Source organism: Rhodococcus sp. ACS1, from assembly GCF_002300155.1.
GTDB classification, from domain to species: Bacteria; Actinomycetota; Actinomycetes; order Mycobacteriales; family Mycobacteriaceae; genus Rhodococcus_F; species Rhodococcus_F koreensis.
Map to the genome: position 1 here is coordinate 1 of NZ_NSDZ01000009.1, position 26847 is coordinate 26847.

A 26847-nucleotide genomic window follows, 5' to 3' on the forward strand; every position below is an offset into this window, starting at 1 on the left:
CCGCATCGCCGCGGCCGATCCGAGTGTGGACTTCGCCCTGCTGTTGGTGTGCGCGTTCGTGCCGATGGCGGCAATGGAGGCGTGGTTCATGATCGGGATGGAACTGTTCTTCACCCCCGACTGAACCTGCTATTCGGGTTGTTCGAGGGCGTCGGTGATGCGGTCGTGGACCGGAGGTTTCGAGGTTCTGGCCGGCGATGCGGGCGGCGGCGTGGGCGCGGGTGTATTCGTCGTCGCTGAGCTGAATGTGGTGCGGTGGGGTCTGGTGTGGGCCTGTGGGCGAGTTCCGTCGGGGGTGCTCGCGCATCTCGCTGATGAACCGCGGGTGTTCGTGCCGGCCGAGGCCCGGTCGCAAGCATCGGCTCCCCGGAGCCTGGTGGGGGCAGGTCAGGTTCGGCGACGCTCGGCTGGCGTGGGTGGCGTGCTCGGTGCTTCGGCGGGAACATTATGCGGCACACCGCATGTCGGTGGCGGTGCGCTTGGGTGCGGGGGTGGGGGTTCGTGTCAGGGGGCGAGGGTGTGTCCGCTTCCGGTGGTTTTGGCTTCATACATGGCGGCGTCCGCGCGACGGATGAGCGTTACCCGGGTGTCTTCCGGTCCGGCGAGTGCGATGCCGACGCTGGCGGTGTACCGCAGTTCGCGTCCGGTCGAGTCGGGTCCGATGTGTAGTTCGGTGATGCGGGTGGCAAGGGCGATGGCCTCGGTGGTGGTGGTGTCGGGGCAGACGATGAGGAATTCGTCGCCGCCGATCCGGGCCACGGTGTCGGTGGGGCGTATGACCGATTGCAGTTGTTCGGCCAGCCGGATGAGGGCGTCGTCGCCGACGGCGTGGCCGAGCCGGTCGTTGAGGGTTTTGAACTCGTCGAGGTCGATCAGCAACGCGGCCACCGTGCACCCGCTTCCGCGTGCGGTGTCCAGGGCGGCGTCGATTTGCTGGTGCGCCAGGGCACGGTTGGGTAGCCCGGTCAGTGAATCGTGCAGGCTCAGATGCCGCAGTGCCTGCTCTGCCTCGATGCGCCGGATCGCCGCGGCCAGCACCGCGGTCACCGAGCGCAGGAACATCACCTCCCGGTCGGAGTAGTCGCGGGGGCGGGCACTGTGTGCGGTGAGCACTCCCCACACCGTCTCGGCGCCGATGGGAACGCAGACCCCGCTCCGTAGCCCCCGGGAATTCATGGCTTCGGTGGCGAACCGGTGCTCGCCGTACCGGTCGGGGCAGATGATGATCTGATCGGTGGCGGCCGCGTATCCGGGCTGCGAATCGGTACCGGGGGCGAAGGTTTCGGGAACGGGTGGTTGACCGCGGTAGGCGAGCACCCGCAACGTGCCGCCCGGTTCCTCGGCCCGGGCCACCGAGGCGCAGTTGACTCCGACCAACGCGGCGGCTGCGTCCGCCGCGGCGACGAGGACGTGGTCGAGGTCGCCGTCGACGGCGAGCTGACTCAGGTCGGCGAGGGCGCGTTGTTCGCGGACCCGGTACGCGGCCGCCTCCAATGCGGTGTGCAGGCGCTGTTCGTGCTCCTGGGCGGTGCGCAGGTCCTGGGCGATGCAGGCGATCACCGCCGGGCGCTGGTCCTCGGTGCGCTCGATCACGTAGGTGGACAAGGTGACCGGGATCGGTTCACCGGTGAGGAAGTGCCGGAACTCCGACCGGCCCTCCCATCGGCCCTGTTCGAGCAGGGCTGATTCCATGTCGGGGGCCTGGATGAATCCGACGTCGGTGAAGAATTCCGGTGCCCAGCGGGCGGCGACGGCGGCCTCGTCGGTCAGTCCCATCAGCTGCATCCCGGCGGGGTTGAGGTAGCGCAGGCGTCCGGTGTCGTAGTCGGCGAGTGCGACCATGTTCTGGGCTTCCTCGATCGCCGACAGCAACATGCGGGCTTCCGCTGTTTCCGGTTTCATCCTGGCCGTTCCTCCCAGCCTCGATGTGCGTTGCCGCCATGGTGTCCACCCTTGCAGGTCGAGCCTTCGCATTGCTTGTGCTGATTCGAGTGAACACCGTCGAGGTTCGATCAGTCGATGGGCGATGCGTCCAGATCGCGGGTGCACCGTCCCTCGCTTGCATCGTGACGGTGCCGGTGGTCGGGTCCAGTTACGTTTTCGGGTTCGGCGCCTCTTTTGACCTGGAGCGAACTCAACGAAGATCAGCGTCTTGCCCACCGGACCCGTACGGGTTCATCGTGGTGTATGACCGAGAATCCGGGAACTCGCCGCTTTTTGACAACTGGCGACACGGTGATGCTCCAACCTCAAGGGGTCTCGAAGTTCAAAATCCTCAGCATCGATGAGGACGGCCATGCACACGGTGAAGAATCAATCCCACTGAGTGATCCCCTTGCGGTGTCTCATGAGGTCAGCTCCCGATACGGTCGTTTCTGACGCACTGATCCGTGATCCACATCAATTCGAATGCAAACAGTGCTGGTATTGCCTGCATTGCAGGTGTGAATCCTCTTGGGGCCGTGCGCGGGCAGATCATCTCGGCATGGCAGGGTCAGATGTCTCGAGCAAGTCTTAGTCGATGGCCGGTGCCTATCTCCCTGATGCAGCGCCTCAGCACTGGTGCGGTGCCTCAAAACTGCTCGAATGAGAGACAATCCGAAGAAGTGTATAACTATGCAAAATTCATGCCGATACGCTCGGACCTGCTGTCAAACAGGACCAACCGGTCTTGACCTTTCGCCGATCAGCAGCGGACGATGAAGGTTCCAAGATTTCCACCCATCTACCCGCCGGAATCCGCGGCCCCACCGCACTACGTCAGCAAGACCACAGCTTCACGACGGCCGGCGTGTACGTCGGTTGAAGAGTCAATTCGAAAGGCAACCTGCCATGGGCAGCACGGACCTCATCACCTACTTGAACTACATGTCTACCTGGGAGACCGAATCAGATGAAAACATCGACGGCATTATTTCTGAGCAGGCTCTCTTTGTAAATCTTGGAGAATTCGATTCAGACACGGCGGTCAACGCCGAATTCTCGACGCTGTACGATTTGTCGTGCGAGGTGCGTGACCTGACCGTTGCGAAGGACGCTACCCAGATTGCCGCCGACGGAGCCGCGGTAGCTGCAATCTGGTCTTTCGGACTTGGGATGGCAGCGTTCGCCGCTCTCCAAGCTGCCGAGATAATTCAGGAAAAAGTTATTTCATCGAAGTCAACCGATCTCAACAATAAGTTGACATCGGTCGACGCTGACATCTCCGCTCAAATCAACTCGCCGGTGAGTGATTACGTCGCTAAATACAAGCAAAACAACAATCTGATTGCGAGCAAGGCTCCGGTGGGCCTCGACACGCGAACATGTCGCGGCCTTCTACTGCAATTCTTAGCGCAGGTGCAGAGAAATACGACGTTGGATGTTGGGACTTTCAAGCAGTACGCTGAGTCCGCGCGGCGTCTATACAACAGCGACGAGATAAACGCGGTCTACGATGCTTTGGATACGCTGAATCTCAGTCAAAAGACTGATGCCGACGTCAAGAAGTTCATGGACTTTCTGGCGGGTTTTAATTTCCCTGGTGAGACTGAGATATCCATGGTTCAAAATGCGTGCATAGCGATTATGTTTTATAAATTGAAAATTGCGAACGCCACCATTAGGGAACAAGCAGAAGCTGCCGGCCTTCCTGTGGAGGAAGTAGACGCCACTGCTTTTGGCGCCATGGATGCTGTCGGCAAGTTCATCGCTGTTGTCGCAGTCGTCATGTCGGTAGCGGACGTTGTGTTTGAAATCCTGGACATTGAGAACGTAGTCACACAGTGTGAAAAGATGTGCGATCAACTGAACGGGCCCATTAAGCAAAGCTACCTCGACTATTTTAACGGAATAAAAACGTCAGCGCGTGCATACAAGGCGGCAATCCAGCCCGACTCTGGCAATAGTGCCGGACGCGACATCCAGCAGATGCAGAGTCAAATACAGCAGTGGGGCTCGATCACCCAATTCGGGGTCCAGATCGCAGAGATCACGGGTACGGCAGATAATCCCGATCAGAAAAGCGGAACAGCAACCAAGACGGACCACGGGTTCTCGGGCTACAACGGGAGCTGGGAAATCGGAAACTGGGGAGACACGCTCAGATTCACCACAGCCCCAGCACTAGCCGATCGGGTGTCTGGGTCTTAATTCTGCCGATCGAGAATCATATGAGTCGCCCGGTTTCCCTCACCGGCGGCGAAGGTGCCGGGTCTCCACCGCGACGATACTCCCAGACCTTGGCATGGCGTGGTTGTCTCACGGATCCGCGTCTCGGAAATGGCCGTTATTGGGAGCTGTCGCATGAGACACCACAAGGAGAGCGCCGCCGATTCAGATCGTCGTGTCTCCGGATAGATAGTGTGCCGGTGATTGTCGCTGTCGAAGGGCCCAGTGCCGCCGGAATGCGCAGCGGTGGACACAGGCGCTGACTTTGGAGGACGCCACCGGTGTGGCGGTGTGCGACAGTGACCCGCTGAAATTGCATTACAGCTGGTGCCTGGCAGCAGTGGGTGCCGAACCGGTCACGCGGTTCGAGCACGAACTGGCCGCTGTCCGGCAGATGTTCGCTCAGCGTCGTCTCGGATCGGAGAAATGATCAGAACTTGTGGATCGGGGAGGGCGTACCTTCCCGGAAGATGATCTGCAAGGTATCCGAACTCTGATCAAGACCAGCGCGGCAACGCTGGCGGGAAGGTACGCCCGTGCTCACGGTAGTACACGACGACGACCGGACCAACGACGACGACGGGCGGTCGTTACTCGACGAGATCGTCCGCGACGGTGCCCGGCAGATGCTCGCAGCCGCCCTGCAGGCGGAGGTCGCCGCCTATATCGAACAGTTCGCTGACCAGGTCGACCAGAACGGTCGCCGCCTGGTGGTGCGCAACGGCTACCACCACGAACGCGGTGTACTGACCGCCGCCGGTGCGGTCACCGTGAAAGCCCCTCGGGTCAACGACAAACGCATCGACCCGGACACCGGAGAGCGGCAGCGATTTTCGTCGGCGATCCTGCCGGCCTGGGTGCGCAAGTCCCCGCAGATGAACGAGGTACTGCCCTTGCTGTATCTGCACGGGCTCTCCACCAGCGACTTCGGGCCGGCGCTCGAGCAGTTCCTCGGATCCGGTGCCGGGCTGTCGGCGGCCTCGATCACCCGGTTGACGACCCAGTGGCAGGACGAGGCCAAGGCCTTCCAGGGTCGGGACCTCTCGGGCACCGACTTCGTCTATCTGTGGGTCGACGGTATCCACCTCAAGGTGCGGCTCGAGCAGGACAAACTGTGCCTGCTGGTGATGATCGGGGTCCGCGCGGACGGCCGGAAGGAGCTCGTCGCCCTCACCGACGGGTATCGCGAGTCCACCGAGTCGTGGGCGGACCTGCTGCGCGGCTGCCGACGCCGCGGTATGACCGCTCCCGTTCTCGCGGTCGGTGACGGCGCTCTGGGGTTCTGGAGGGCGTTGCGGGAGGTGTTCCCGGAAACCCGGGAGCAGCGGTGCTGGTTCCACAAGCAGGCCAATGTTCTTGCTGCGCTACCGAAGTCGGCGCATCCGGGGGCGCTCGCGGCGATGAAGGAAATCTACAACGCCGAGGACATCGACAAGGCCCAGGTGGCGATCAAGGCCTTCGAGCTCGACTACGGCGCGAAGTATCCGAAGGCGGTCGCGAAGATCACCGACGACATGGATGTGTTGCTCGAGTTCTACAAGTATCCGGCCGAGCACTGGGTACATCTCCGCACCACAAATCCCATCGAGTCAACTTTCGCGACGGTGCGGCTCCGGACGAAGGTCACCAAGGGGCCGGGTTCGCGTGCGGCGGGACTTGCCATGGCTTACAAGCTGATCGACGCCGCCCAGGCGCGCTGGCGTGCGGTCAACGCACCACATCTGGTCGCGCTCGTTCGTGCGGGCGCGGTGTTCCACAAGGGCAAACTGCTCGAACGACCCACCGATATCAGCCCCAACGCCGGGGCGATCGAGCCCGCAAGCACCGGATCGGAGGTCGCTTGAAACAACCTCATCCACAGGATTTGACAATATCTCCTCGGATCGCCGAGCTGCCCGCACTGTGACGCATTAACACCCTCTAAGCCCTTTGGATCGATCGCGGTTCTGCGAGGGGAGTTCACCGATAGACGATCCCCTGTTGGAGGGATTGCTGGGTCTGCCGGTTATGGCCTCAATTGCCGTCTCGCTCTGGCAAATAGGGAACAGTTATAGGCACGCGAGAGCTAGCCTATTTAGGCGGTCGGGACAACCGGATGGAGACGATTGTCGATGTTCACGTCCGTAGGAGATAACTGGATCCTCAACTGGAGTCCTTTCCCCCAGGATGTTCGGGTATGGCTGTGGACGATCGCGGCGCAGCTCTACGACATGGGAATCAGGTTCTGAGATCTCGCCAGTGGGTGCCCGGTTTGGCTCGTCAGTCCCGTAGGCGGATCCATGACCGGTCGCCCGATCCTTGACGTGCATTTCATCCGGCGCGCCCGCGCAGCAGATAGATGACCGGCAAAATGCCACCCGAGTTCACCAGGGCGAGCGCGAGTGCCCACATGGACTTCGAGCCCCGGATGGCCGAACGTGGACGTTGGGCAAGATCGATCAACGTGGCGATCTTCAGGCCTGTCTCGAAGGCGCCGCCAATGAGGAGTGCTTGCCGAAGACGTGGATCGAGGTCACTCCAACGCTTCTTGGTCATGGGATCATCGTGCGCCTGATCCCTGACCAGGAGCAAGGCCGATGGCCGGTCGCTGCGCCTCTGGTGCTTCGCCCATCTGAGGGGTTCTCTTCGGCAGCGGTTGCGGTCGAGCGGTCCCCTGTGCGCACTGGCAGGGTGGTGACCATGCAGATGCCGACAAGGATGTGCTGGACCTGCTCGACCACGCTTGGGAACGGTTGTGGAACCGTATGGTTGGACTGACTGATGGGGAGTGGTCGTGGCGGCCGGTTGGCGCTGACGACAAGATCACCATTCGGTGGCGGTTGTTTCACATCGCTGAAGTCCTGACCCAATTACGCAACTGGACGTGGCTCGCAGTCACGCCGCCGGTGGCAAAGGTCGATAACGGTGGCGCGGACTGCGCGCAGGATGCCCTGGCCTCGATGGACTTGGCGTATGCCGCCTTTGGCGAGCTCGTCACCTTCGAATCCGTCGACCTGACCGCGGCGATCGGTCCGGCCGCCGGGCCATACGGTTCGGCAACCCGAAGGTCGTTTGTCCTGCGCATCGCGGACGAACTGATCCATCATGGCGCCGAGGCCGCGCTCTTGCGCGATCTTTATGCCAGCCGTACGTGTCACTGACTGAGCGACCCGAATTGGAGCGCTGTGATTCAGATCAGCGTAGGTGTTACGCAGCGGTTGGCTCGTCTGCAGAGGTGTTTTCGTAGTGGGCGGGCACCTGTATGCCGGCGGAGCTGGCCGCCGATGGCGCCGGGCCCGCTGTTTTCTACGCTCTTTCTGGAATCGTCGTCCGGTCGGCGAACCTGCACCGGGATGAAGTGGCGTCCCACCGCATGCCTGCGGCAGTCGGCCCTCGTTCCGTAAGCGGATCCGCTTGTGAAACGCGCCGCAAACTCCGACATCCGTTTGAACAGCTTCTGCCGGTGCGTCGACATGACGCCGTACGGTTGCTGACATGACTGCTGCGCCTCCGTCGTGGATCGAACTGATGGGTCGACACGCGGCGAGCACGCTGCTCTACCTGTCGGGTTCACTGACCTACCGATACGTGTCCCATACGGGGACCGTTGAGGACGGCGCCTGGGAATTCCTGCAGGACCGGGCGATCGCTGGCGAATCGAGAAGGCCGGCCAGCCCATACTGATCCGCAAAGGCGACGTAGCGTTCAGTTGGGCCGGCGACGAGATGCACCGACAAAAAGCGCATATTCACCTGCACATCCTCAAGCCGATCAGCCCGACCCTGTTTGTCGGCCCCTGGTGCTTCGATGCTGGGCTGACGATCGTCCAGCAGTCGACGCTGATGACGAGCGGGCTCTACACGAGCCGCAGGGCGCGTGGCTGCCGTCGATCGGCTATTAGGCGTCCTGGCGCAACAATGCACCCCTTACCTCACCGCGAGTTCGATTACAAGTGGGATACCGGTGTCGAACCAGTAGCGGTGGAGGTCCTTGATCTTGGCCCGGGAGGGACGCCCGCGCAGATGAAGGCTGCACTCACCGTAGTCAACGAGGTGAACCGTCTCGCAGATTGCCTCTCGGGCCTGTCGCAACTCGATCGGGTCGCTGATCTCGCGCGCGACGCCGGCAACGGTTCGACGCCGCAGCCGAAGGCGAATGTTTGGGTTTCCCCGGATGTTCCACATCCAGGATGAGACGGCTAGGGGCCTCTCGATTGCCAATGCGGGAGGGCGGAGCATCACGACGTACACCTTGTCGTGGCACCGGATCGCGCGAACGTAGTTCCGTCGCTCCTTGCCACTCTTGCGACCGGTCGTCGTGAGCACCCCGTGCCCATGGGGTGTGGAGATAGCGAAGATCCGGAGCATAAGCGCGCTGAGGATGCGACCATCCCTCGCCGATTTCAGCAGCGATCCGTGCTTAGGTACTTCGCGGATAGCCGGCGGCCCGGATCGCGGCGGCACGAACGGTCACCGCTTCATCACCTGATGTGGAGCCGTTGCTCGGGGCCTCCGTCATCTTCAGCCTCTTCATGTCCTCCGCAGTGGTTTGATCAGCATCGCAGGTCATCCTTGACTCTCGCACCTGATGGCGCGCAGTACTGACCGATGGCGACGCCTATCGAAGCACACCGGTTGCCGATCGGCGTACGGAACGAGCACCGACTGCTGCCGGAGTCCGCTGTTCGCCGAACTCGTCCCGGTGCAGGTTCCGCTTCCGGCACGGTAATGATCGCCGGATTGGCGGCAAGCCGCGGCGGCTTACGGGCGAAGGGCACCTGTTGGACGGTCCTGGTGGTCACCGGGAGCTGCTCGACCGCTGTAATTGCGTCGCGCTTGCATGCACCGCATTCGTTTGCGGGAGCACTGGTCGCATTCCCTTGCCCTGGTCGTTGACCAGCCACACGGTAGGGGGCACTCTCGCTCAGGCGTACTCGGGGCGACCGCCCACGCTGTACGTGAGGGCAACGATGCCCGTACCGAAGACGCGGGAGTCGATCAGGTCGAGTGCGAAGTCGGGGCCGTGCTCGGGGAATAGCCGTTTGCCCTCGCCGACGATCACCGGAAACTGGACCAGGTCCAGCTCATCGACCAGCTCGTTCTCGAGCAGCCACCGCGCGAGCGCCGCGCTGCCCACCACGAGCAGTTCTCCGCCAGGCTGCGCCTTGAGTTCGCGCACGCGAGCCGCGACATCGCCGGAGATGACCGTGGTCTGCTCCCACGTGGGGTCCGTCACGGTGGTGGAGACCAGGTACTTCGGCTTCGAGCTGATCGCCTCGCCGAAGCCGTCGTCGTCGCTGCGGGCACCCCAATATGTCTCGAACAGACCGTACGTCTTCCGGCCGAGCAGGAACGCGTCCGGTCGTTGCCAGGTGTCGAGGATGTACTGCACCGCCTCGCCGTCGTTGAGCGGGAGCGCCCAGCCGCCGCGGGTGAAGCCGGGATCCATCTCCTCGTTATTGCCGCCGTTCGCCTGGGCGACGCCGTCGAGGGTGACCTGCAGGCTGATAGTGAGTTTCATGACTAATTCCCTTCTCTCAACAGCAGGACGAACGGGCTCCGCCGACTACGGACAACGCTCAAAAGCCGGTGAGCCTGTGACCGGTGTTCCGCAGCCATTCGCCTTCCCCGGATCGTCGGCGAAGCCGTCCAGCGAGAGCATCTTGGAGAGCAGAACACGGTCGATCATGCGGGGCGTGGCTCGCGCCCGGCATCCTTGACCAGGTGATCCCCGACCTTCAATTCCTTCCAGAGTGCCCGGTCGACTCGGATCTTCTCTGTGGTGCCAGTTTCAGTCTGGACGGTGACCTGCCGATAGAGGTTCGAGCCGTCCAGCAATTTCCGCGACTTCTTGACCACCGTGCCGGTCCAAGCGTCTACGTGTCCCATGCGGTTTCCCTTCGTTGTCGGACACGCAAAGATTATCAACGATAGTCTTGCTCGCCAATGCCGATATTCTGGGACGATGCCGTACCCCTCGCGCACCGACCGCGCCTCGATCGTGGCAGCCACGATCATGGTCCTGGACGAGCGCGGACTGGACCACGTGTCGCTCCGCGCGATCGCAACGCACCTCGGCATCCGCCAACCGGCGCTGTATCACCACTTCGCCAGCAAGGCCGAGCTGCTCGATGCCGCCGCGAACGAGATCCTCGCCCGGCGGCACACCGACCGTCTTCCCGCGGACGGTGAGTGGTGGGACGTGTTCGTTGCTCGGAACGCGCGGAGCCTGCGCCGGGCGATGCTCAGCATCCGCGACGGCGCCCGCCTAATCGCATCGTCCGGCTCGCGAAGCCCTCATCTCGACGCCGCGATGGCTCAGGTGAGCCTCCTGGAGAGCGCGGGCTTCACGGCCACGGAGGCCATCCTTGCCCTCATTGCGGTGGCGCGTTACACGATCGGCTCCGCGATCGAACAACAGACCGCCCGCGACGGTGGGGACATCGCCATCGAGACCAATCGAACCGACAGTGCTGCGAGTCACCTCATCGAAAGCACTCGACACGTCGTCGCTCTCGGCCAAGACCACGAATTCGAGACCGGGCTCGCCGCCCTCATCCGAGGACTCACCCCCACCACTCCCGCTCCTCCCGCGTAGTCAGCCGTTTTCACGACCTGTGATTGCCCCCGGACATGTGAACTGATACCTCTGAAGAGGTGACCGGTCATCGATGGTTGAGCGGGATCGAACGTGGACTGACGAAGAGGGTGCAGTCCTGCCGGATAGTCCGTTCTTGCATGAGAGTCGAGGTGAGGGTGCCGAGCGGTAGGGCGGCATCCGAGGGGGTAACCCTCGACTGGCGTTCCGGACAGGCGGCGGTGTTTCAGCCGAGCGTGGGGGCGGGCCCGTCGGTCACAGGGCGGTCTGTGTGCTGGAGTTCGGTGTTGATGCGTCGGGCCTCGGCGAGCTGGTCTTCGAGGATGATGATGCGGCATGCGGAATCGAGCGCGGTGCCCTGGTCGATCAGTTCGCGGGCTCGGGCGGCGATGCGGAGCTGGTATCGGGAGTAGCGGCGGTGCCCGCCCTCCGAGCGTCCGGGGGTGAGGAGCTTCGCGGCGTCGAGGCTGCGGAGGAATGCCTGTGTCACGCCGAGAATCTCGGCGGCATGGCCCATGCTGTAGGCCGGGTAGTCCTCGTCGTCGAACTTCCCGGCTGGGCCGCGATCGGGCGAATCCTCCTGAATGGGGTGACACCTTTCAATGGACAGGGCCCCCGGCGCCGTGAGGCACCGGGGGCCGGTTTCATTTCCTAGTTCACTGCACTTCTTCCGGCTGCCGGGCCTTCGTGCTGCCCGGTCGCCGGCCGGAGATGCCGGGGCCTTACACACTCACATCAACCCTTGCCCGGCACATCCTGGTCTTGCGGTACTTCTCTGCGGGCAGTTCATTCTCTCCCGCACCTCGTGAACTCTTTCCTTGCGACGAGAGGAACTCTATAACGGCGACGCCTCAATGTCTACAGTTACCACTACAGAAATTGTAGAGTGGGTTGACCAGGGATTTTCATACGAACCCGGGAGGCCGGGGGTGGTTCCGTCGACGTCGACGGGCGGCCCCTCGACGGATCCGCTAACGGGATCGAGCTGCGGTGCGGGCTCCGGCGTAAATGCCCCGTCAACATTCCTGTTGTGCCCCAACCACTCCTGACGTGGGGTGTCAGGGAGTCCTGATCGCCCGTCACAGCAGGGCACCGGCACGGCCCGCCTCGCTTCGTGATGGCTGAAGAAATGCCAGCAAATTGAGACAGTTTGCGGTGGCCATGCCGTGAGACAAGCGACAAGTCCGCAGGCCGCAGCGTCTCAAAATGCCACCGGCGGCGACAACCTACATAGGGAATCAGAAATCGTGGCCAAATCTCATCCAAGTTGGCCACTCGGCGGCCAGTTGGCCAAGGGGATGAGACGGCATGTCTGCGGCTGCCGGACGGCGCCGCGGCCCGCATGCCATGCTCGGGGAATGGCGAGAACGTGGTTGTCGGTGACGGTGGAGCTGCTCGGCGGGCGCGGCGAAGAATTATGGCCGTGGCCCGGGCGCATCTTCGCGGTCGGACCGTCGCACACCTTCATGGACCTCGCGAATGCCGTCAACGACGCCTTCGCCCGGTGGGACCGGGCGCACCTGTCGATGTTCACCCTTGCCGATGGACGTGTGGTCACCGACGTGGAGACGGGGGCCGAGATGGCTTCGTCGATGGGTGGGCCGATCACGGAGACGGTGGACATCGTGTCGGCCAAGGTCGTTCGGACCCTGGTGCCGGGAGCGGAGTTTCAGTTCACCTTCGACCTGGGTGATGACTGGACCCACCGCTGTGTGGTCGGGAAGGAGAAGGTCGACCCCGTGGAGGTGTTGGGTATCCGCCCTGAGGCCCCGATGCCGTATTGGGGCTGGGGCGCCATCCCGGACCAGTACGGGCGGCGGTGGGATGGCGACGACGGGGACAGCCGAGCACCGCGCCGACCGAGCCAGCCGCATCCGATGCTGTTGCACGCGTGGCCCGCACGGGACCAGGTGCCCTCGCTCGAGGTGTCGGAGTTGCGCGAAGCCATCGCGGCAGCCGATGCCGCGCGTTTCCTCGGCGCGGTGAGAGGGCGTGACATCGACGACGCGCTGCAGCAGGTGGGGGCCGGGATACCGATGGCGCTGCAGCAGCGACGGGAGCAGGCCGAGCCGGTGGCGGTGTCGGTCATCAACCGGCTGACCTGGCGCGGCGGCGCGGGTGACGAGGTGCTGGCCGAGGACCTGCTCGGGTGTCTGCGCGGGGAGCCGCTGTCGGGGCGGGTGGTGCCGGTCGACCTCGAGATGCTCGGTAGCGCATTGGAGGGGGATCTGGGTATGTCGACCGGTGGTTACGTCGACCTGCGCACCGGGGATGTGTACGACGAGAGCAGCACCGACCCGATGATGGTCGGGGAGGATGCCGCCGTCGAGGTGGAGGCGCAGCCCGACCGGTGGCTCCGGTTCAATCGAACCGGCTCGCGGGACGGCTGGCGTGACATGGCGGCCTTCGCCGAGCGGCATCATGATGCGGCGCTGCGGGAGCGGTTGGAGCGGGCGATCGAGGGCAAGGGCGCGTTCGGCCGGTTCCGCGACCTGGTGCACCAGGAGAGCCTCGCCGACCAGTGGTACGCCTTCTCCGCCGACCGCCAATTGGGTCGTGCCCGCGAGTTCCTCGCCGGCGAGGGCATCCGCGTGGGCTGACCGTCAGCCCACCCCGTGTCACCTCTGTCTCTGGCCCCTCCGCGTACGGATCGAGCTGAGAGGCGAGGGATCCGGCGTACATGTTCCCGATCGTCGTTCCTTTTGTGCCCCAACAACTCCGTAGCTGGGTAGCGTAGGCGAGTTGGGCGTCGGTGACCACGCTGGGCCGGCCGGTGCGGCGGCCTTCCGACGCGGTCAGTGTCACCCGCCTCGACCCGAGGGCGCCGCGGACAGTGGTCAGCACCGATGACCTCGTGATGCGGATCGACGAGGAGCAGTACGCGGCGGATCGGGGACCGTGCCTGGAGGCGGAGCGAGTGCGGGAACCGGTGCGGGCCGTGGTCGGGGACCATGCTGCGGTGTGGCCGGAATTCACCGCGGCAGCCGAGCAGGCGGGGATCCGGGCGTATCTGTCGGTTCCCCTGATCGTCGAGGGTGCCGGCCAGGGGGAGCTGGTGGGGTCGTTCAATGTCTACAGCTATCGGGCGGAGGCCTTCGACCCGTTCGACGAGAAGTTGATGCGGTTGTTGACCATCGCGGCCTCGGCGGCGATCGGCAATGCCCGGCGTTGGCGGGGGGCAGCGGAAACGGTCGGGCAACTCGAGGCGGCGCTGGTGTCCCGTTCGGTGATCGATCAGGCCAAGGGGGTGCTGATGGCGTTGCATCGGATCACCAGCGATGAGGCCTTCCACCGGCTGGTGGAGCGTTCGCAGCGCACCAACACCAAACTGTCCGACGTCGCCGACGACCTGATGCGGTCGGTGACCGGTGACCGGATACCTGCTAAACCCTTGTCGCCCAACGTCAAACGGGAGTGGCCACGCTATACCCCGGCGCTCGATTCTCGATTCCGCTCGCACCAGACTGGCTGCGACGATTCCTGACGCAGCACCCCCAAGGGAGGGTCGATAGCGGTCACCGGTAGCGAAAGCGGCACCTCAGCGTGCTCCTGGCACTTCCGGCAGGGGTGCGGTCCAGGTCAGGCGGGTTCCGCCGGTGGTGGGGGTGGTGAGGGTGCAGGTGCCGCCGGCCTGTTGGGCGCGGGCGGTGAGGTTGTGCAGGCCGCTGCGCGTGACGGCCGGGGGGATGCCGGTGCCGTCGTCGGTGACGCAGAGGGTGAGGTCGTCGTCGACGGAGACGGTGACGTCGACGTGGTGGGCGTGGGCGTGGTGGACGACGTTGCTGAGCGCTTCCCGCAGCACCGCTTCGGCATGGTCGGCGAGGGGGCCGGTGACCACGCTCAGCGGGCCGGTCATGCGCACGGTGGTGCGCAGTCCGCTCTCACCGGTTTGTTCGGTGATGATCGCGGTCAACGCCGGGCGCAGCGCGAACCCGTCGTCCTCTCCACTTTGCAGGTCGAAGATGGCGGTGCGGACGTCGGTGATGATGTCCTGAACGTCGTCGATCATCTCCGACAGCCGTTGCCGGGCCTCGGGGACGCGGCTGCGGCCGTGGGCGCTTTGCAGGTGCAGTCCGTGCGCGAACAGTCGTTGGATGACGTGGTCGTGCAGATCCCGGGCGATCCGGTCCCGTTCGGCGATCAGGGACACCGCGGCCAGCTGGCGTTGATCATCGGCCAGTTTCAACGCGAGGGCGGCCTGGTCGGCGAACGCCGCGGCCAGTGGCAGTTGGCGGTCGTCGAACGGTTCCCGGCCACGGTTGCGGACGAGGGCGAGGACCCCGGTCACCGAGTCCGCGGACACCCGCAGCGGCAGCAGCAGGGCCGGACCGTGCGGGCCGGTATCGCTGATCTCCGGCACCTGAGCCAGTGTCCCGGTGCGGTAGACCCGGCCGGTGGCGGTGTCGTCGACACCGATCCGCATACCGGGCACGCTCGGATCGGTTCCGGCGTATGCGGTGACGGTGAGGGTGGTGACGTCGGCGGAGGCTTGGTCGAGATCGTCGGGTCGGGCGATCAGGACGTGATCGGCGCCGGCCAGGTGGCGGGCCCGGCGGGCGATCAGGTCGAGCACCTCGCTGGGGTCGATGGCGGCGAGCAGTTCGCCGCGGATCTCGCTGGTGGCCTGCTGCCACTGCTGGCGCTGGCGGGCTTGTTCGAACAGGCGGGCGTTGTCGATGGCGATCCCCGCCGCCGCGGCGAGGGCTTGCAGCAGGATCTCGTCGCCCTCGGTGAAGGACAGACCTGCGGCTTTGTCGGTGAGGTAGAGGTTGCCGTAAACCTGCCCGCGGATGCGGACCGGCACGCCGAGGAAGGTGCGCATCGGCGGGTGATGTGCGGGGAACCCCACAGAAGCGGGGTGCCCGGCGATGTCGTCCAGACGGAGCGGTGCGGGGCGCTCGATCAGCAGGCCGAGAAGCCCGTGCCCGGTCGGCAACTCCCCGATCAGAAGCCGAGTCTCGTCGTCGACGCCCGAGTAGACGAATTCCTGCAACCGGTCTCCGCTGTGGTTGAGCACGCCGAGGGCCGCGTATCGGCAGTCGACCAGCCTGATCGCGGCGTCGACGATCCGCCGCAGGGTCGCTGCCAGGTCCAGCCCAGAGGAGATGGTGAGTATCGCCTCGAGCAGTCCGTCGAAGTGTTCCCGGGAGGCGGTCATCTGCTCGATGCGGTCCTGCATCTCGGTCAGCATCTGACGAAGCCGCATCTGCGAGAGTGTGTCGAGCAGGAGTGATTCGTCATCTCCTGGCATCGTCTACCGGCTTTCTGCGCCGCATTGTCACGTCCCCGCCATAGACGCGGGCGCTGCCGACGGTGGCGCGTGCACCCCCGAGGGTAGCCCCTTTTTGTGGAGGTCAAACCCGGTCACGGGTGGCCGCTGCACCTTTTTGCTGTCCGAGTGACAGGCGCAACGACTTAGGACTCTAACCACGAGGGGAAGAAACGGTCATGCTGAGGAGGTAGACGCACGCACCCGACCGTCGCGCCTGGAAAGAAGACCACAGCGTGATGCGTACCTCCGGCCGTGACGGCACCCTGACCCCGACCGAATGCGTCCACGCGTTGCGGTCGGTGCCCACGGGTCGTCTGCTCTACACCGAGGACGCCCTGCCCGCGGTCCGGTTGGTGACCTTCGCCGCCCCCCATTCCGAGATCATCATCGCGACCGACAACGAGTCCTGGTTCGGCCGCTTCGATCGGACGTTTCTGGCGTTCGAGGCCGGCCACGTCGAGTCGGGAAGCCGCGCCGGGTGGAGTGTGGTCGTTCTCGGTCACGCTCGCACCGCCACAGGCTCCGAATATCTGTCCGGGTTCGACCACACCGGCCCCTCCCCGTGGACCATCCAATCCTCCGACGGTTACCTCGTCCTCGACATCGAGCACGTCACCGGGCGACGAATGACCCTGCCCCGGCTGGCAGGCGACCAGCGATAGAGCTCCCGCTGCTTGGTGACCGTGGTCGGACATGGCCCCGGTAACGGCGTGATCACCACCGACCTCTCCGGCACTGGGCCGGAGACGGCGCGCTACGCGCAAGCATCTGACCAGATTCCCCTTTTTGGTGCACCGGAGGCCACCGGCACCGGCACCTTCGCGGCGGTGCAGCCTGACAGGGTAATCGACATCCCGCACACCCGAATTCGTTCTCGGCGAGAAAGTGTCGACGTCACCGTTCAGGCACTCGACTCTTCGTCTCGGGGCACGCTCAGCTCATCGCATCGGACGGGGCGGCACGTGCCACCGTCGTGTGGGTGACGATGCTCCCACTCGGTGCGGTCGCAGCGAGCCCATTTCCAGGGGGCGAAGGGCACCCGTCCGGGCGTCCTTGGCGGCCGGTGTCCGCATGCCGTCCACGCACCCGCCGTGGACCGCGGCCGAGAAGGTGCTCTCTCTGTCACTTCTGCCGATGACCTTGTGCTCTACGCCGCGCGCCCTGGGTGCGGAAGACTCGGATTCAGTAAGGATGGCCGAGGAGGCGCGGGATGAATATCCATCAGTCATCCGCATCACGCTGGTGGAGACTGACTCCGTGGAGCCGAAATCCCCTCATGCGGGCCAGGGACCGTCTCGATGCCGTCGTCGCGGCGGTCGTGATCACCTTCGTCCTGATCATGGTCCCGTTCGCGGCGGCGTTCGGAACGGTGACCAACACCCGCCTGAACGATCAGTCCCGCGCCGACCTGCAGAGCGGACATGCACAATCTGCTGTTCTCATCGACGATCCGCACCAAGTCCTCGTGGGGGGTGCGGCCGGTGACGCCCCGGACACCGAAGACCATGCGAGGGCGCAGTGGACTGCGCCCGATGGCACCCTCCAGTCCGCCGACGTGGAAACCCGGCACGGCGCCCACCGCGGCGACATTGTCTCGGTGTGGATCGGTCCTGACGGCCACGTGGTCGACGAGCCCCGATCGGGCCTGGAGAACGCGGCGATCGCCGTCAGCGCCGCATTGTCGGTGTGGGCCACCGCCGCGGCTGGTTCCTTCCTGCTGCTCTGCGGGGTCCGGTGGGTGAATACGCGAAGCCGGATGCGCCAGTGGGATCGAGAATGGAACGATGTCGGCCGCACACCGGGATGGCCGGTCAGCTGACGATCTCCGCCCGGCGGGGCCACTGGATCGGATTGTCATCGGCGGGACCACGAGGCTGCCGACGGGGCGAGATCATCGAATTCTCGTGCACCGCAACACTCCTGCGGGGGTAGCCGGACCGCCTTCATGTCAGATAGGCGACGGTTTCTCGTCGGTGCCAGCCGAGCCGGCGTCGTCCCCGTCAGCGAACATCGCCTGGATCCGTTGAAGGATCTCCGGCGTGCTCAGTGCTCGGCGGGTGGGAATGCAGTGATGCGGTGCGCTCACCGAAGAAGCCTGCAGGCGTGTCATGTGGGTACTCTCAGTCGCACAGATGTGGCCGAGCGGTGGCCAAGGCGCGGGCACCGATCCCGGTCACTATCAGTGTTCCTACCCACGCGACGGTCCGGCTAGGGGACAAAGTCCTTTCCGCCGACCCCACCGGACCCGGGGCGGGGGGCCATCATCATGGTCACCGTCGGCATCATCCAGTTCTTCCAGGGTGTCGCCGCCGGCGCCGAGAACGAAGTGTTCCTGCTCGGGGTGGGATACGTTGACACTCACCACCTGGGGCCGGCTCCACATCATCCGCGATTCCCCGCAGCCGTGGCCCTCACAGTCCGACACCCAGCGGACAACAAGGAGAGCGTTTCCGGTCAATGACATCGAAATAGGGGACAGCGGGCCGGACCTCGGCGGGCTCCGGGCCCGGGGCGTGCTTTCCGAGGACGAGTTCAACGCCGAAGCCAAGATCCTGGCGTCGTAGCACCCGGCCGCGGCACCCGCCCGAGGGAAGGGAAGTGCAATTTCGACATCCGCAGGAGCCGAAGAACCGGTGGCGCATCCGAGCCGGCCCGAACGCGCACGACGAGGGGTGGACGCCCGCCGAGACACCCCGCTGGCCGCGCTCGCGGAGCATCATGTCGCCGAGCGGCGCGACCCGGTCGGCCTCCTCGAGCAGCAGGCGGCGGACCGGGTCCCCGAATTGGTCCCGCTCCGGTACGGGCGGATGGCGGCCACACCGTTCACCTTCTACCGCGGCGGCGCCGCGGTCATGGCCGCCGATCTGTCCCGCTCGCCCACCACGGGCCTGTCGGCACAGCTCTGCGGGGACGCGCACCTGAGCAACTTCGGTGTGTTCGCCACCCCGGAACGCAAGCTGGCGTTCGATGTGAACGACTTCGACGAGACGTATCCGGGGCCCTTCGAATGGGACGTCAAACGCCTGGTCGCCAGCCTCGCGGTCGCGGCCAACGAGAACGGCTTCAGCGGCAACAAGCGCAGGAAGATAATCCGTGCCTGCGTTGCCGAGTACCGCGAAACCATGGCCCGGCAGGCGGAACTGGCAAACCTGGCGGTCTGGTACTCGCACAGCGAGCCCACCGCGGACCTGACCGAGCTCCGTGACGAGCTCGGCAAGGCGAAGAGGAAACGGGCGCGCGCTGCGCTGGAGAAGGCCCGCCGCCGTGACAGCGTGCAGGCCCTGTCGAAACTGACCGCCGTGGTGGACGGCCGAAGGCGCATCGTCAGCACCCCACCACTGATCGTTCCGATCGAGGAGTTGTACGGCGGTGAGGACGTCGAATCGTTGTATCGAGACATCCAGCGGCGACTCGACACCTATGCCCAGACCCTGCAATGGGATCGGCGGCTGCTGTACGACCAGTTCCAGATGGTGCAGATTGCCCGCAAGGTGGTCGGGGTCGGCAGTGTGGGCACCCGCACCTGGATCGTCCTGATGGCCGGAGCAGACACCGGCGATCCGTTGTTTCTCCAGGTGAAGGAGGCGAAGCCGTCGGTGTTGTCGGCGTACGTCGAGGGCCGGCCGTTCGCGACCGAGGGCGAGCGCGTCGTCCACGGCCAGCGGTTGATGCAGGCCGCCAGCGACATCTTTCTGGGCTGGGAACGCGGGCCGGATCGCGATGGCGTCGAGCACGACTTCTACATCCGGCAACTGCGTGACGGCAAGGGGTCGGCGGTGGTCGAATCCCAGACCCCCGACTGATGAAGCTGTACGGGCGGATGTGCGGGCGGGCCCTCGCCTTCGCCCACGCCCGCGGGGCGACCGGATCGCCATCGCCGCCTACCTCGGGGACGGCACCGATTTCGACCATGTGATGGCGGAATTCGCCGACACGTACACCGACCAGAACGCCCGAGACCATGCAGCACTGCTCGAGGCCATCACCGCGGGCCGCATCACCGCCGACACCGGACTCTGAGTCGCGCCCGACACGGCGTCCGAACATCATCGGTGATGGCAGGACTACGAGACCGTGGGTAGACGCGCGTCAGTCGCCCTCTGGCCCTTCGCCGGAGGCCGGTGGTGTCGGGTCCGGGATGCGCCTCATGCGGAACGAATTGAACACCCCGATGAGACCGGCGAGGATGGGGATGAGCAGGGCGATTTGAAGGGCGAGCGGTCGTGCGTCGGTGTTGATGCGGATGATCTCGTCCTGAATTTCCGGGGGCTGGTCGACGAGCAACTGTTCGAGCTGGGTGTTGCTCATGACTTCGGCGTCGTCCTCGAGCACCTGCGCCACCTGTTGCTGCTCGGCCGGCGGGAGCACGGTGCTCGACTCCGCCATCGCGGTGAAGGTGAAGGACAGCGTTGCCAGCATGATGGCGCCGGCGAACGCCAGCCCGAACGAGAGCCCGAACGATCCCGCCGCGGAATTGACGCTGGCGGCCTCGCTGATCCGCTCCTCCTCGATCGGTGCCAGCGTGTATTTGTTGAGTTGCGACACCAGCAACCCCAACCCGGATCCGGCGATCACCAACGGGATCACCAGGCCCCAACCGAACTCTGCCCGGGGCACGATCGGGATCAGCGCCGCGATCCCGATCGTCAGAAGCACGAATCCCCACCGGATGATGCTGCTCGGGCGCCGGTCGCCCGCCTTCTTGCCCGCGAGCACCGCCACTGCGAACATGCTGAGCGAGAGAGGTGCGAGGGACAAGCCTGCCTGCATCGCGTTGTACTCGAGCACCATTTGCAGGTAGATCGGCAGCGCGATCATCGTGCCACCCAGGGCGATCTGCTGGAGCATCTGCCCAGAGATGCCCAGTCGGAAGACCTTGGAGCGGAACAGGTCCGGGTCCAGCAGTGCCGGCTTCCCTTGACGTTTGCGCCGCACGAGCCAGTACGCCAGCACAGCCATCGCAATCGCACCGATCACCAGGAGCGCACCCACGGATTCGCCACCCTCCTGCCACACCAGGATTCCGAGCACGATCCCGCCCATGCCCAGAACGGAGAGGGCCGCGCCCACCAGGTCGATGACTCGGGGTCCGGTGTAGGGCACGTCGCGGACCAGTTTGATGCCGGACAGGACGACCGCGATGATGACGACTTCGAGCACGAACCCGACGCGCCACGAGAGGTAGGTGGTGATGAAACCGCCGAGCAGCGGTCCGACGGCGGCGGCGATCGCGGCCGCCGCCCCGACCAGGGCGTAGACCTTCTTCTGAGCGGCGCCTTCGAAGTTGCCGTGGATGAGGGACTGCATGGCGGGCAAGAGGAGTGACGCGCCGATTCCACCGAGTATTGCCCAGAAGATGATGATCGCGGTCAGGCTCTGTGCGAGTGCCATCGCCGACGCACCGACTGCGTAGCCGAGCAGGCCCAGCACATACGCCCGTTTGCGTCCGATGAGATCGCCGACCTTGCCACCGATGAGGATGATCGCGGCGGATACCAGCGCCTCGAGTGCGATCGCCGCCTGGACGCCGCTGACGGTCGTGTCGAGGTCGCGAACCACCGAGGAGATCGACACGTTCATCAGTGATGTGTCGACGACGAGGACGAACATCGCCATCGCCAGCAGCAGTCCGAGCAGGCGTTGCGGGCCCGCTGCCTTCTCGGAGGGATCGCTGGTCGTCGGTCCTTCGGTCATCACAGACCCACCGCCGCGGCTGTCATGACGTCGAGCCGGACGGGCGTGTGAGCGCGAGACCGTGTCGGCCTGCCGATCGGTCGCCCGCGCTGACCTGCGGACACGAGGTGGGACGGTGATCGACGGGGAGCTACCCAAGACGTCATGGCCACCTCCTGCGCGCACACCGCCCTGGTCAGGCCATCGAACCCGGGACGGGAAAGAGGTGGGGGTAGGCGCGAGCGCGACGTCCATCCCGCAACACTGAGTGTCTCATGTGTGGGGCGACCTATCTAGAACGCAAGCCCCGGGCCGGGCATGAGCCAAACGGCTTTCCAGATACCCGACGTGCTCGGACAGTTTCAGAAGCTACAGAGCCGTTCCGAGGACCGATCGTCGCAACTCGGAGCCGACGGGCCGACATCGTCGTTGGTTTCTCCCCGGTTCGGACCGGCCGCCTGCGCCGCGGCGGTTACGGTGAGTACACACCTCGCCGAGGTCAGGAGTCGTCGTGCCCAAGCTGGAGATCAAGCGCAAGTGCGAGCTCTCCCGGAAAGAGGTGTCCGACCGGCTCATCGCGCTCGGACAGGCACTCGCGAGCGGCTCCGAGGTGGAACTGGGCTCGGGCGGCGACTCGATCGAAATCGTCGTCGCCGACCGGGTCCGGTGGGAGCTCGAGATTGAGGTCGAAGGCGACGAGACCGAGATCGAAATCGAAATCAGTTGGCGCGACGATCCGTCCGAGGAGTCGACGGCCGACGCGGAACCGGAATCGGAGAGTCCGCCTCCGATCACGAGTCCGGCTCCGGCCAAGACCACCGCGCGTCGTGGGCGGCCGCGCAAGACCACCGCCAAGTGATCTGTGCACATCGCCGCTGAGCCGGTACCCGGTGGGCTCGTTACCCGGCGGGCGGCAGCGCGGCGGGTACGGCGGACGGCGAGACCGATTCGGTGATGTGCCGGCGGGCTGCTTTCTCGACGAGGAGAGGCACGAAGTCACGTACTCGCCCGTTCACGAAGCGTTTGTGCATGTTCCGCACGGTGTTTTCGATGTCGACCGGTGGGATCGAGGGGTATCGCGTGATCAGGCGGGCGATGACCTGTTCGATCTGCAGCATTTCGTCATCTCCGCGCATTCATTCATCGTCTGCCCCGGAACGGACAAGGGGCAACACACGAAATGGCAACGACACGTAGGGTGGTCACCGGTTGATATCGGTGCTGCGCGAACTCATGTCGGTGAGATCGGTTCGAAGGGCCGGACTTCGTCGTCGCCGGGCCGGACCACCCCGGCCGATGATTCCGGCACCTCGTTCCACGCGCCTTCGAGGTCGCGGAGGGGCTCGGAGACCACGAAACGGGTCTCCCCGCCCAGGCGGTGCAGGACCTCGACTTCTGGGTGCAGTGCGCGCAGCTTCGCGACCTCGGTGGAGAAGAACAACGACCTCGACTGCCGCTCACTCGAATAGCGGAAGATCCACAGCGATTCGCCGTCGGTGGTCGCGACGGTCATCTGCACCGGATCCTCGACCCCATGGGCGCGGCCGACGTCTTCGACGAAGCCGACCGCACGGGCCACGGCATCGAAGGGGTCGTCGACGAGGCCGAACGTCAGGGCGAGGAAGAACAAGGTTTCCGAATCCGTGGACCCCTCGATGTCGAGGAACAGGGCCGGGTCGACGGCCATCACCAACTCGCGCCGGGTCTCGTGGAACCCGCGCAGTGCGCCGTTGTGCATCCACAACCACTGCCCGTGCCGGAAGGGGTGACAGTTGCTGCGCTGCACCGGCGTCCCGGTCGAGGCGCGCACGTGGGCGAGCAGCATGGGTGTTCGCACCTGACCGGCGATCTCCCGCAGATTGCTGTCGTTCCAGGCCGGTTCGATGCTCTTGTAGACCGCCGGTTCGGTGCCCTCGCCGTACCAGCCGACACCGAAGCCGTCACCATTGGTGGTCGTCGCCCCGAGACGTGAGTGCAGACTCTGGTCGATCAGCGAATGTTTAGGGCGGAACAACAGGTCCTCCGCGAGGATCGGCTCCCCCGAGTACGCCATCCACCGGCACATACATCAATTCAAGCAGAGCCGACCCTGTCTGCGACAGCCCTGACGGGCACAGACCCCGGCCCTTCGTGAAGTGCGCGCACGGCCCCCGAAGGCGATGGCGGCACAGGATCAGCACGCGAAACAGTTTTCGCTCCTCGGTGGGGTCGACGCCGGATCGAGGGGCGGTCGTCGAGCCTGCGGGCTCGCGCTGAGTGTGTCAGCTGAGCGCCTTTGCCTTGAGGGCGTCGAACTCGGCTTGGTTGATGGTGCCCGCGTCGAGCAATGCTTTTGCGTCGGCGATCTGTTCGGCAGCCGACTTCCCGGCCACCTCCCTGATGTAGTGGTCGGTCGCCTGCTTCGCCGCGCTCTGCGCCTCGAGTTGCCGTTCCGCCATGCCGGGGCCCCGGGCGATGAGGTAGACGAACACACTGAGGTACGGCAGCACGATCAGGAAGATGATCCACAGAGTCTTGCTGAGACCGGACATGCCGCGGTCGCGGAACAGGTCACCGAGGACGTGAAACAGGATCATCAGGTAGGCGACGAACGCGAACACCATCAGCGTGTACCAGATCAGTTCCCACAATGAATCCAACATGGTGTGACTCCTTCGAGTGCGGCAGCCCCGCATGTGAGCTGCCTGGGTGCAGAGCGATTCTCAGATGTGCCCGCTCACCAGGCAAGCATCCACCTCCCGGGGCCTGTCGTCGCTGGTTTCTGCGCAACTCACTCTCGCGGGCGCAGCCTGTGCGATCACCGCAGTCGAGGCGAGTGCGGCCCCGTCGCCGACCAGGATGTCGTCGAGGTGATCCGGGTATCTCGCTGCCAACACCTGCATTGCCGGAGGAGAATGATTCTCGCCAGGTAGTTTCGCGCCTTGACACGTAAAGGAACGGTCATGTCCGAGGACTCGGTGGTCAAGCAAGGTGTGGCAAAGGGAACGTCGATGGGCGGGGCGGTTCTTCTCGTCACCGTCGGCGTGCTCGAGTTCTTCCAGGGGATCTCCGCGATAGCCAAGGACGACGTGATCGTCGTCGGCATCGAGTACACCTACCAATTCGACGTCACTACATGGGGATGGATTCATCTCGTGCTCGGCGTGATCGTTGCGGCCGTCGGTGTGGCACTGTTCACCGGGGCCACCTGGGCACGTGTCGGCGCGATGGTGCTGTGCGCCTTGTCGATCCTCGTCAACTTCCTGTGGCTGCCCTACTACCCCGTGTGGGCAATCACGATCATCGCGCTGAACGCCGTCGTGATCTGGGCGGTCGCCACCTGGAACCCCGAAGTGATCTGATCCGCAATGGAAGACGGCACGAGCACCGGCCCACTCGACAAGGACGAACGCACCGAACTCCTCCGGTTGCGCGACGAGGTGGCGACGCTGCGCGGACAGGCCGCGGGCGCCGCCGCCGGTGTTCCGGCAGAACCGGTCGCCCGCCCACCCCGGAACGGATTGCGCTGGACGGCCGTCACGATTCTGCTGGTCCTGGTCGCCGTTCTCGCACTCGCGTCGGTCACCGCACGCTTCACGAGAAGTCAGATCCTCGACACCGACCGCTACGTGAGCACGGTCGCCCCCCTCGGTGCGAATCCGGCCCTCCAGGCGGACATCACGAACCAGATCACCGACGAGATCTTCACCCGAGTCGACGTCGAGGGGCTCACCAAGGACGCACTCGAAGCACTGACCGACGTCTCGAATCTCGCAGCGAACGCTCCCCGGCTGGACGCGGCCGTGATCGGCCTCGCACCGGTGATCACGAGCCAGGCAAAGAACTTCGTCCACGACACCGTCAGCTCACTCGTGCAGTCCCAGCAATTCGAGGACCTCTGGATCCAGGCGAACCGTTCGGCGCACAACGCGCTCGTGGCGGTGATGACGGGGAACTACGGTCTCAGCTCGGTGGAGGTCGACCAGAGCGGCACCGTCAGCATTTCTCTGAGCACCGTCATCGAGAATGTGAAGGCCGCGCTGACCGAGCGCGGTTTCGCGTTCGCCGACAAGATCCCCGCGGTCGACAAGCAATTCGTGCTGTTCCAGTCCCCCGAACTGGTGAAGGCGCAGCGCGCCGTCAATGCCCTCGACAAGGCGTCGGCGATCCTGCCGTGGCTGGGAATCGCCTGCGCCGCCGCCGCGGTCGCCGTCGCCCCCACCGGCCGGCGGCTGCGCGCGCTCTCCCTTGCCGGCCTGTCCATCGCCCTGGGAATGCTCGTCCTCGCGATCGGGATTCTCGTCGGACGCGCCATCTACCTCGACAGCGTCCCACCCGACATCCTGTCGCCCGACGCGGCGGCAGCGGTCATCGACACCGTCCTGGTACCGCTGCGGACGAGCCTGCGTGCGGTCGCCGTCCTCGGTCTGGTGATCGCGATCGGAGCCTTCCTCGTCGGTGGCTCGGCGTCCGCGACCGCCGTGCGTCGCGGCTATGGGCAGGCACTGGACTTCGCCCGCAAGTCCGGCGCCGGCCGACCGCCGAACGAAGTGGAACGGTGGGCCAACCAGCTTCGGGTTCCGCTGCGCTGCGCCATCATCGGCGTCGCGGCTCTGCTGCTGATGTTCTGGCGCTATCCCACCGGACTGGTCGTGTTGTGGATCGTGTTCATTGCCCTCCTCGCGCTGGCGGCACTCGAACTGCTCATCCGCCCGGCCCGCACGGCCACCGCGCAGGACGATGGGACGAAGGAGGACTCGGGATCTACGCCGGTGCCTTCGTCGTGAGCGCCTGGAACTCGGCGTCGGTGATCGTCCCGTGGGTTCGCGCAGGTACCGCGATCGGATCGGGTTGGACAAGAATCTTAAGGGTGGAGGAGCTTGCTGTACTCGCGTCGGTGCTCGGGGAGATCAACCGCCGCCTCGCCGAACTGAGGTGTGAGGGCGGGGAGCTGTCGGATGGTGATGATGCTCGCCGCCAGATCCTGGTGCGGGACCGCAGTCGCACCATCTTGTACCGCACGGCCGTGCGGACCGGACACATCGATCTGATCTCGCATCGCAGATACCGCACCCTGATCGCCGAGTACACACCCGACGGCCGGACTCGGCCAGGAATGGCGTGCGACGACGAATCCTGAACAAGGAACCTGGATTAGACGAACACCGCATGAGCAGCAAGCACTTCCGTCGCAGATT

General features: G+C 64.9%; 28 protein-coding genes and 1 pseudogene. 16 read left to right on the forward strand and 13 right to left on the reverse strand.

The features are described from left to right. Positions 1-504: 504 nt before the first annotated feature. On the reverse strand, positions 505-1902 hold the full coding sequence (locus CJ179_RS37375; RefSeq protein WP_095864840.1) for a diguanylate cyclase domain-containing protein: 1398 nt from the start codon (positions 1900-1902) through the stop codon (positions 505-507). Positions 1903-2832: 930 nt separating this feature from the next. Between CJ179_RS37375 and CJ179_RS37385 the strand changes: the two genes are divergently transcribed. The 3 genes from CJ179_RS37385 (at position 2833) to CJ179_RS37395 (ending at position 5993) form a co-directional block, all read left to right on the forward strand. Next, positions 2833-4131 carry a hypothetical protein gene (locus tag CJ179_RS37385; protein ID WP_095864842.1) on the forward strand — a complete coding sequence of 433 codons (1299 nt, stop codon included), beginning with the start codon at positions 2833-2835 and terminating at the stop codon, positions 4129-4131. 283 nt (positions 4132-4414) lie between these two features. After that, a complete protein-coding gene (locus CJ179_RS53345) occupies positions 4415-4579 on the forward strand; it encodes a hypothetical protein (protein ID WP_257015987.1) in 165 nt (54 codons plus the stop codon). Between the two features lie 106 nt (positions 4580-4685). Next, positions 4686-5993: an IS256 family transposase gene (locus tag CJ179_RS37395; RefSeq protein ID WP_095864843.1), complete on the forward strand. Its 1308-nt coding sequence runs from the start codon at positions 4686-4688 to the stop codon at positions 5991-5993. A gap of 466 nt (positions 5994-6459) precedes the next feature. Here CJ179_RS37395 and CJ179_RS37400 read toward each other — a convergent pair whose 3' ends face one another. Then, a complete protein-coding gene (locus tag CJ179_RS37400; RefSeq protein ID WP_095864844.1) occupies positions 6460-6684 on the reverse strand; it encodes a DUF5652 family protein in 225 nt (74 codons plus the stop codon). A 164-nt stretch (positions 6685-6848) separates the two neighbouring features. On the opposite strand from CJ179_RS37400, the gene CJ179_RS37405 reads away from it, so the two are divergent. Continuing rightward, on the forward strand, positions 6849-7289 hold the full coding sequence (locus CJ179_RS37405; RefSeq protein WP_095864845.1) for a DinB family protein: 441 nt from the start codon (positions 6849-6851) through the stop codon (positions 7287-7289). 334 nt (positions 7290-7623) lie between these two features. Beyond that, positions 7624-7812, forward strand: a complete 189-nt coding sequence (locus CJ179_RS50930) for a hypothetical protein (protein ID WP_143548984.1) — start codon at positions 7624-7626, stop codon at positions 7810-7812. A gap of 242 nt (positions 7813-8054) precedes the next feature. Here the strand turns inward: CJ179_RS50930 and CJ179_RS37410 are convergent, their stop codons facing one another. The 3 genes from CJ179_RS37410 to CJ179_RS37420 form a co-directional block, all read right to left on the reverse strand. Beyond that, the gene (locus tag CJ179_RS37410) at positions 8055-8495 is read right to left on the reverse strand and encodes a nitroreductase family deazaflavin-dependent oxidoreductase (protein ID WP_257016007.1); all 441 of its coding nucleotides are present in this window, start codon (positions 8493-8495) and stop codon (positions 8055-8057) included. Positions 8496-9051: 556 nt separating this feature from the next. Continuing rightward, positions 9052-9648, reverse strand: coding sequence for a dihydrofolate reductase family protein (locus CJ179_RS37415; protein ID WP_095864846.1), 597 nt, complete (start codon positions 9646-9648; stop codon positions 9052-9054). Positions 9649-9812: 164 nt separating this feature from the next. Next, positions 9813-10016 (reverse strand): hypothetical protein, encoded by a 204-nt coding sequence (locus tag CJ179_RS37420; RefSeq protein ID WP_095864847.1) that lies wholly within the window; start codon positions 10014-10016, stop codon positions 9813-9815. Positions 10017-10092: 76 nt separating this feature from the next. Between CJ179_RS37420 and CJ179_RS37425 the strand changes: the two genes are divergently transcribed. Next, on the forward strand, positions 10093-10725 hold the full coding sequence (locus CJ179_RS37425; RefSeq protein WP_179377814.1) for a TetR/AcrR family transcriptional regulator C-terminal domain-containing protein: 633 nt from the start codon (positions 10093-10095) through the stop codon (positions 10723-10725). Between the two features lie 226 nt (positions 10726-10951). Here the strand turns inward: CJ179_RS37425 and CJ179_RS37430 are convergent, their stop codons facing one another. Further along, positions 10952-11215: a MerR family transcriptional regulator gene (locus CJ179_RS37430; RefSeq protein WP_257015988.1), complete on the reverse strand. Its 264-nt coding sequence runs from the start codon at positions 11213-11215 to the stop codon at positions 10952-10954. An 868-nt stretch (positions 11216-12083) separates the two neighbouring features. Here CJ179_RS37430 and CJ179_RS37435 point away from each other — a divergent pair. Next, on the forward strand, positions 12084-13325 hold the full coding sequence (locus tag CJ179_RS37435; RefSeq protein WP_095864849.1) for a UPF0158 family protein: 1242 nt from the start codon (positions 12084-12086) through the stop codon (positions 13323-13325). A 152-nt stretch (positions 13326-13477) separates the two neighbouring features. Then, the gene (locus CJ179_RS37440) at positions 13478-14209 is read left to right on the forward strand and encodes an ANTAR domain-containing response regulator (RefSeq protein ID WP_373560181.1); all 732 of its coding nucleotides are present in this window, start codon (positions 13478-13480) and stop codon (positions 14207-14209) included. Between the two features lie 54 nt (positions 14210-14263). On the opposite strand, the gene CJ179_RS37445 is transcribed toward CJ179_RS37440, so the two are convergent. Then, positions 14264-15976, reverse strand: a complete 1713-nt coding sequence (locus CJ179_RS37445) for a GAF domain-containing protein (protein WP_095864850.1) — start codon at positions 15974-15976, stop codon at positions 14264-14266. 257 nt (positions 15977-16233) lie between these two features. Between CJ179_RS37445 and CJ179_RS37450 the strand changes: the two genes are divergently transcribed. Further along, positions 16234-16659, forward strand: a complete 426-nt coding sequence (locus tag CJ179_RS37450; protein ID WP_095864851.1) for a pyridoxamine 5'-phosphate oxidase family protein — start codon at positions 16234-16236, stop codon at positions 16657-16659. 548 nt (positions 16660-17207) lie between these two features. Then, entirely contained in the window at positions 17208-17816 is a 609-nt protein-coding gene (locus CJ179_RS37455; RefSeq protein WP_095864852.1) for a hypothetical protein, read from the forward strand. Positions 17817-17945: 129 nt separating this feature from the next. Here the strand turns inward: CJ179_RS37455 and CJ179_RS52310 are convergent, their stop codons facing one another. Beyond that, entirely contained in the window at positions 17946-18107 is a 162-nt protein-coding gene (locus tag CJ179_RS52310) for a hypothetical protein (RefSeq protein ID WP_218834896.1), read from the reverse strand. Positions 18108-18348: 241 nt separating this feature from the next. On the opposite strand from CJ179_RS52310, the gene CJ179_RS51720 reads away from it, so the two are divergent. Continuing rightward, positions 18349-18561: an SHOCT domain-containing protein gene (locus tag CJ179_RS51720; RefSeq protein WP_179377812.1), complete on the forward strand. Its 213-nt coding sequence runs from the start codon at positions 18349-18351 to the stop codon at positions 18559-18561. Between the two features lie 39 nt (positions 18562-18600). Further along, positions 18601-20017 (forward strand): annotated as a pseudogene (locus tag CJ179_RS37460) (DUF2252 domain-containing protein). A 69-nt stretch (positions 20018-20086) separates the two neighbouring features. Here the strand turns inward: CJ179_RS37460 and CJ179_RS37465 are convergent. Beyond that, entirely contained in the window at positions 20087-21691 is a 1605-nt protein-coding gene (locus tag CJ179_RS37465) for an MFS transporter (RefSeq protein WP_095864853.1), read from the reverse strand. 490 nt (positions 21692-22181) lie between these two features. On the opposite strand from CJ179_RS37465, the gene CJ179_RS37470 reads away from it, so the two are divergent. Further along, positions 22182-22529 (forward strand): amphi-Trp domain-containing protein, encoded by a 348-nt coding sequence (locus CJ179_RS37470; RefSeq protein WP_095864854.1) that lies wholly within the window; start codon positions 22182-22184, stop codon positions 22527-22529. 40 nt (positions 22530-22569) lie between these two features. On the opposite strand, the gene CJ179_RS37475 is transcribed toward CJ179_RS37470, so the two are convergent. The 4 genes from CJ179_RS37475 to CJ179_RS52315 all read right to left on the reverse strand — a co-directional run bounded on the left by CJ179_RS37475 (position 22570) and on the right by CJ179_RS52315 (position 24552). Beyond that, positions 22570-22806 carry a three-helix bundle dimerization domain-containing protein gene (locus CJ179_RS37475; RefSeq protein ID WP_095864855.1) on the reverse strand — a complete coding sequence of 79 codons (237 nt, stop codon included), beginning with the start codon at positions 22804-22806 and terminating at the stop codon, positions 22570-22572. 95 nt (positions 22807-22901) lie between these two features. Beyond that, positions 22902-23723 carry a class II glutamine amidotransferase gene (locus tag CJ179_RS37480; RefSeq protein ID WP_095864856.1) on the reverse strand — a complete coding sequence of 274 codons (822 nt, stop codon included), beginning with the start codon at positions 23721-23723 and terminating at the stop codon, positions 22902-22904. A gap of 208 nt (positions 23724-23931) precedes the next feature. Further along, the gene (locus CJ179_RS37485; protein ID WP_095864857.1) at positions 23932-24312 is read right to left on the reverse strand and encodes an SHOCT domain-containing protein; all 381 of its coding nucleotides are present in this window, start codon (positions 24310-24312) and stop codon (positions 23932-23934) included. Positions 24313-24372: 60 nt separating this feature from the next. Continuing rightward, positions 24373-24552 (reverse strand): hypothetical protein, encoded by a 180-nt coding sequence (locus tag CJ179_RS52315; RefSeq protein ID WP_095864858.1) that lies wholly within the window; start codon positions 24550-24552, stop codon positions 24373-24375. Positions 24553-24612: 60 nt separating this feature from the next. On the opposite strand from CJ179_RS52315, the gene CJ179_RS37495 reads away from it, so the two are divergent. The 3 genes from CJ179_RS37495 to CJ179_RS37505 all read left to right on the forward strand — a co-directional run bounded on the left by CJ179_RS37495 (position 24613) and on the right by CJ179_RS37505 (position 26789). Beyond that, positions 24613-25011 (forward strand): hypothetical protein, encoded by a 399-nt coding sequence (locus CJ179_RS37495; RefSeq protein WP_095864859.1) that lies wholly within the window; start codon positions 24613-24615, stop codon positions 25009-25011. A gap of 6 nt (positions 25012-25017) precedes the next feature. Further along, entirely contained in the window at positions 25018-26436 is a 1419-nt protein-coding gene (locus CJ179_RS37500; RefSeq protein ID WP_095864860.1) for a hypothetical protein, read from the forward strand. Positions 26437-26519: 83 nt separating this feature from the next. Beyond that, a complete protein-coding gene (locus CJ179_RS37505) occupies positions 26520-26789 on the forward strand; it encodes a hypothetical protein (protein WP_095864861.1) in 270 nt (89 codons plus the stop codon). Positions 26790-26847: the final 58 nt, after the last annotated feature.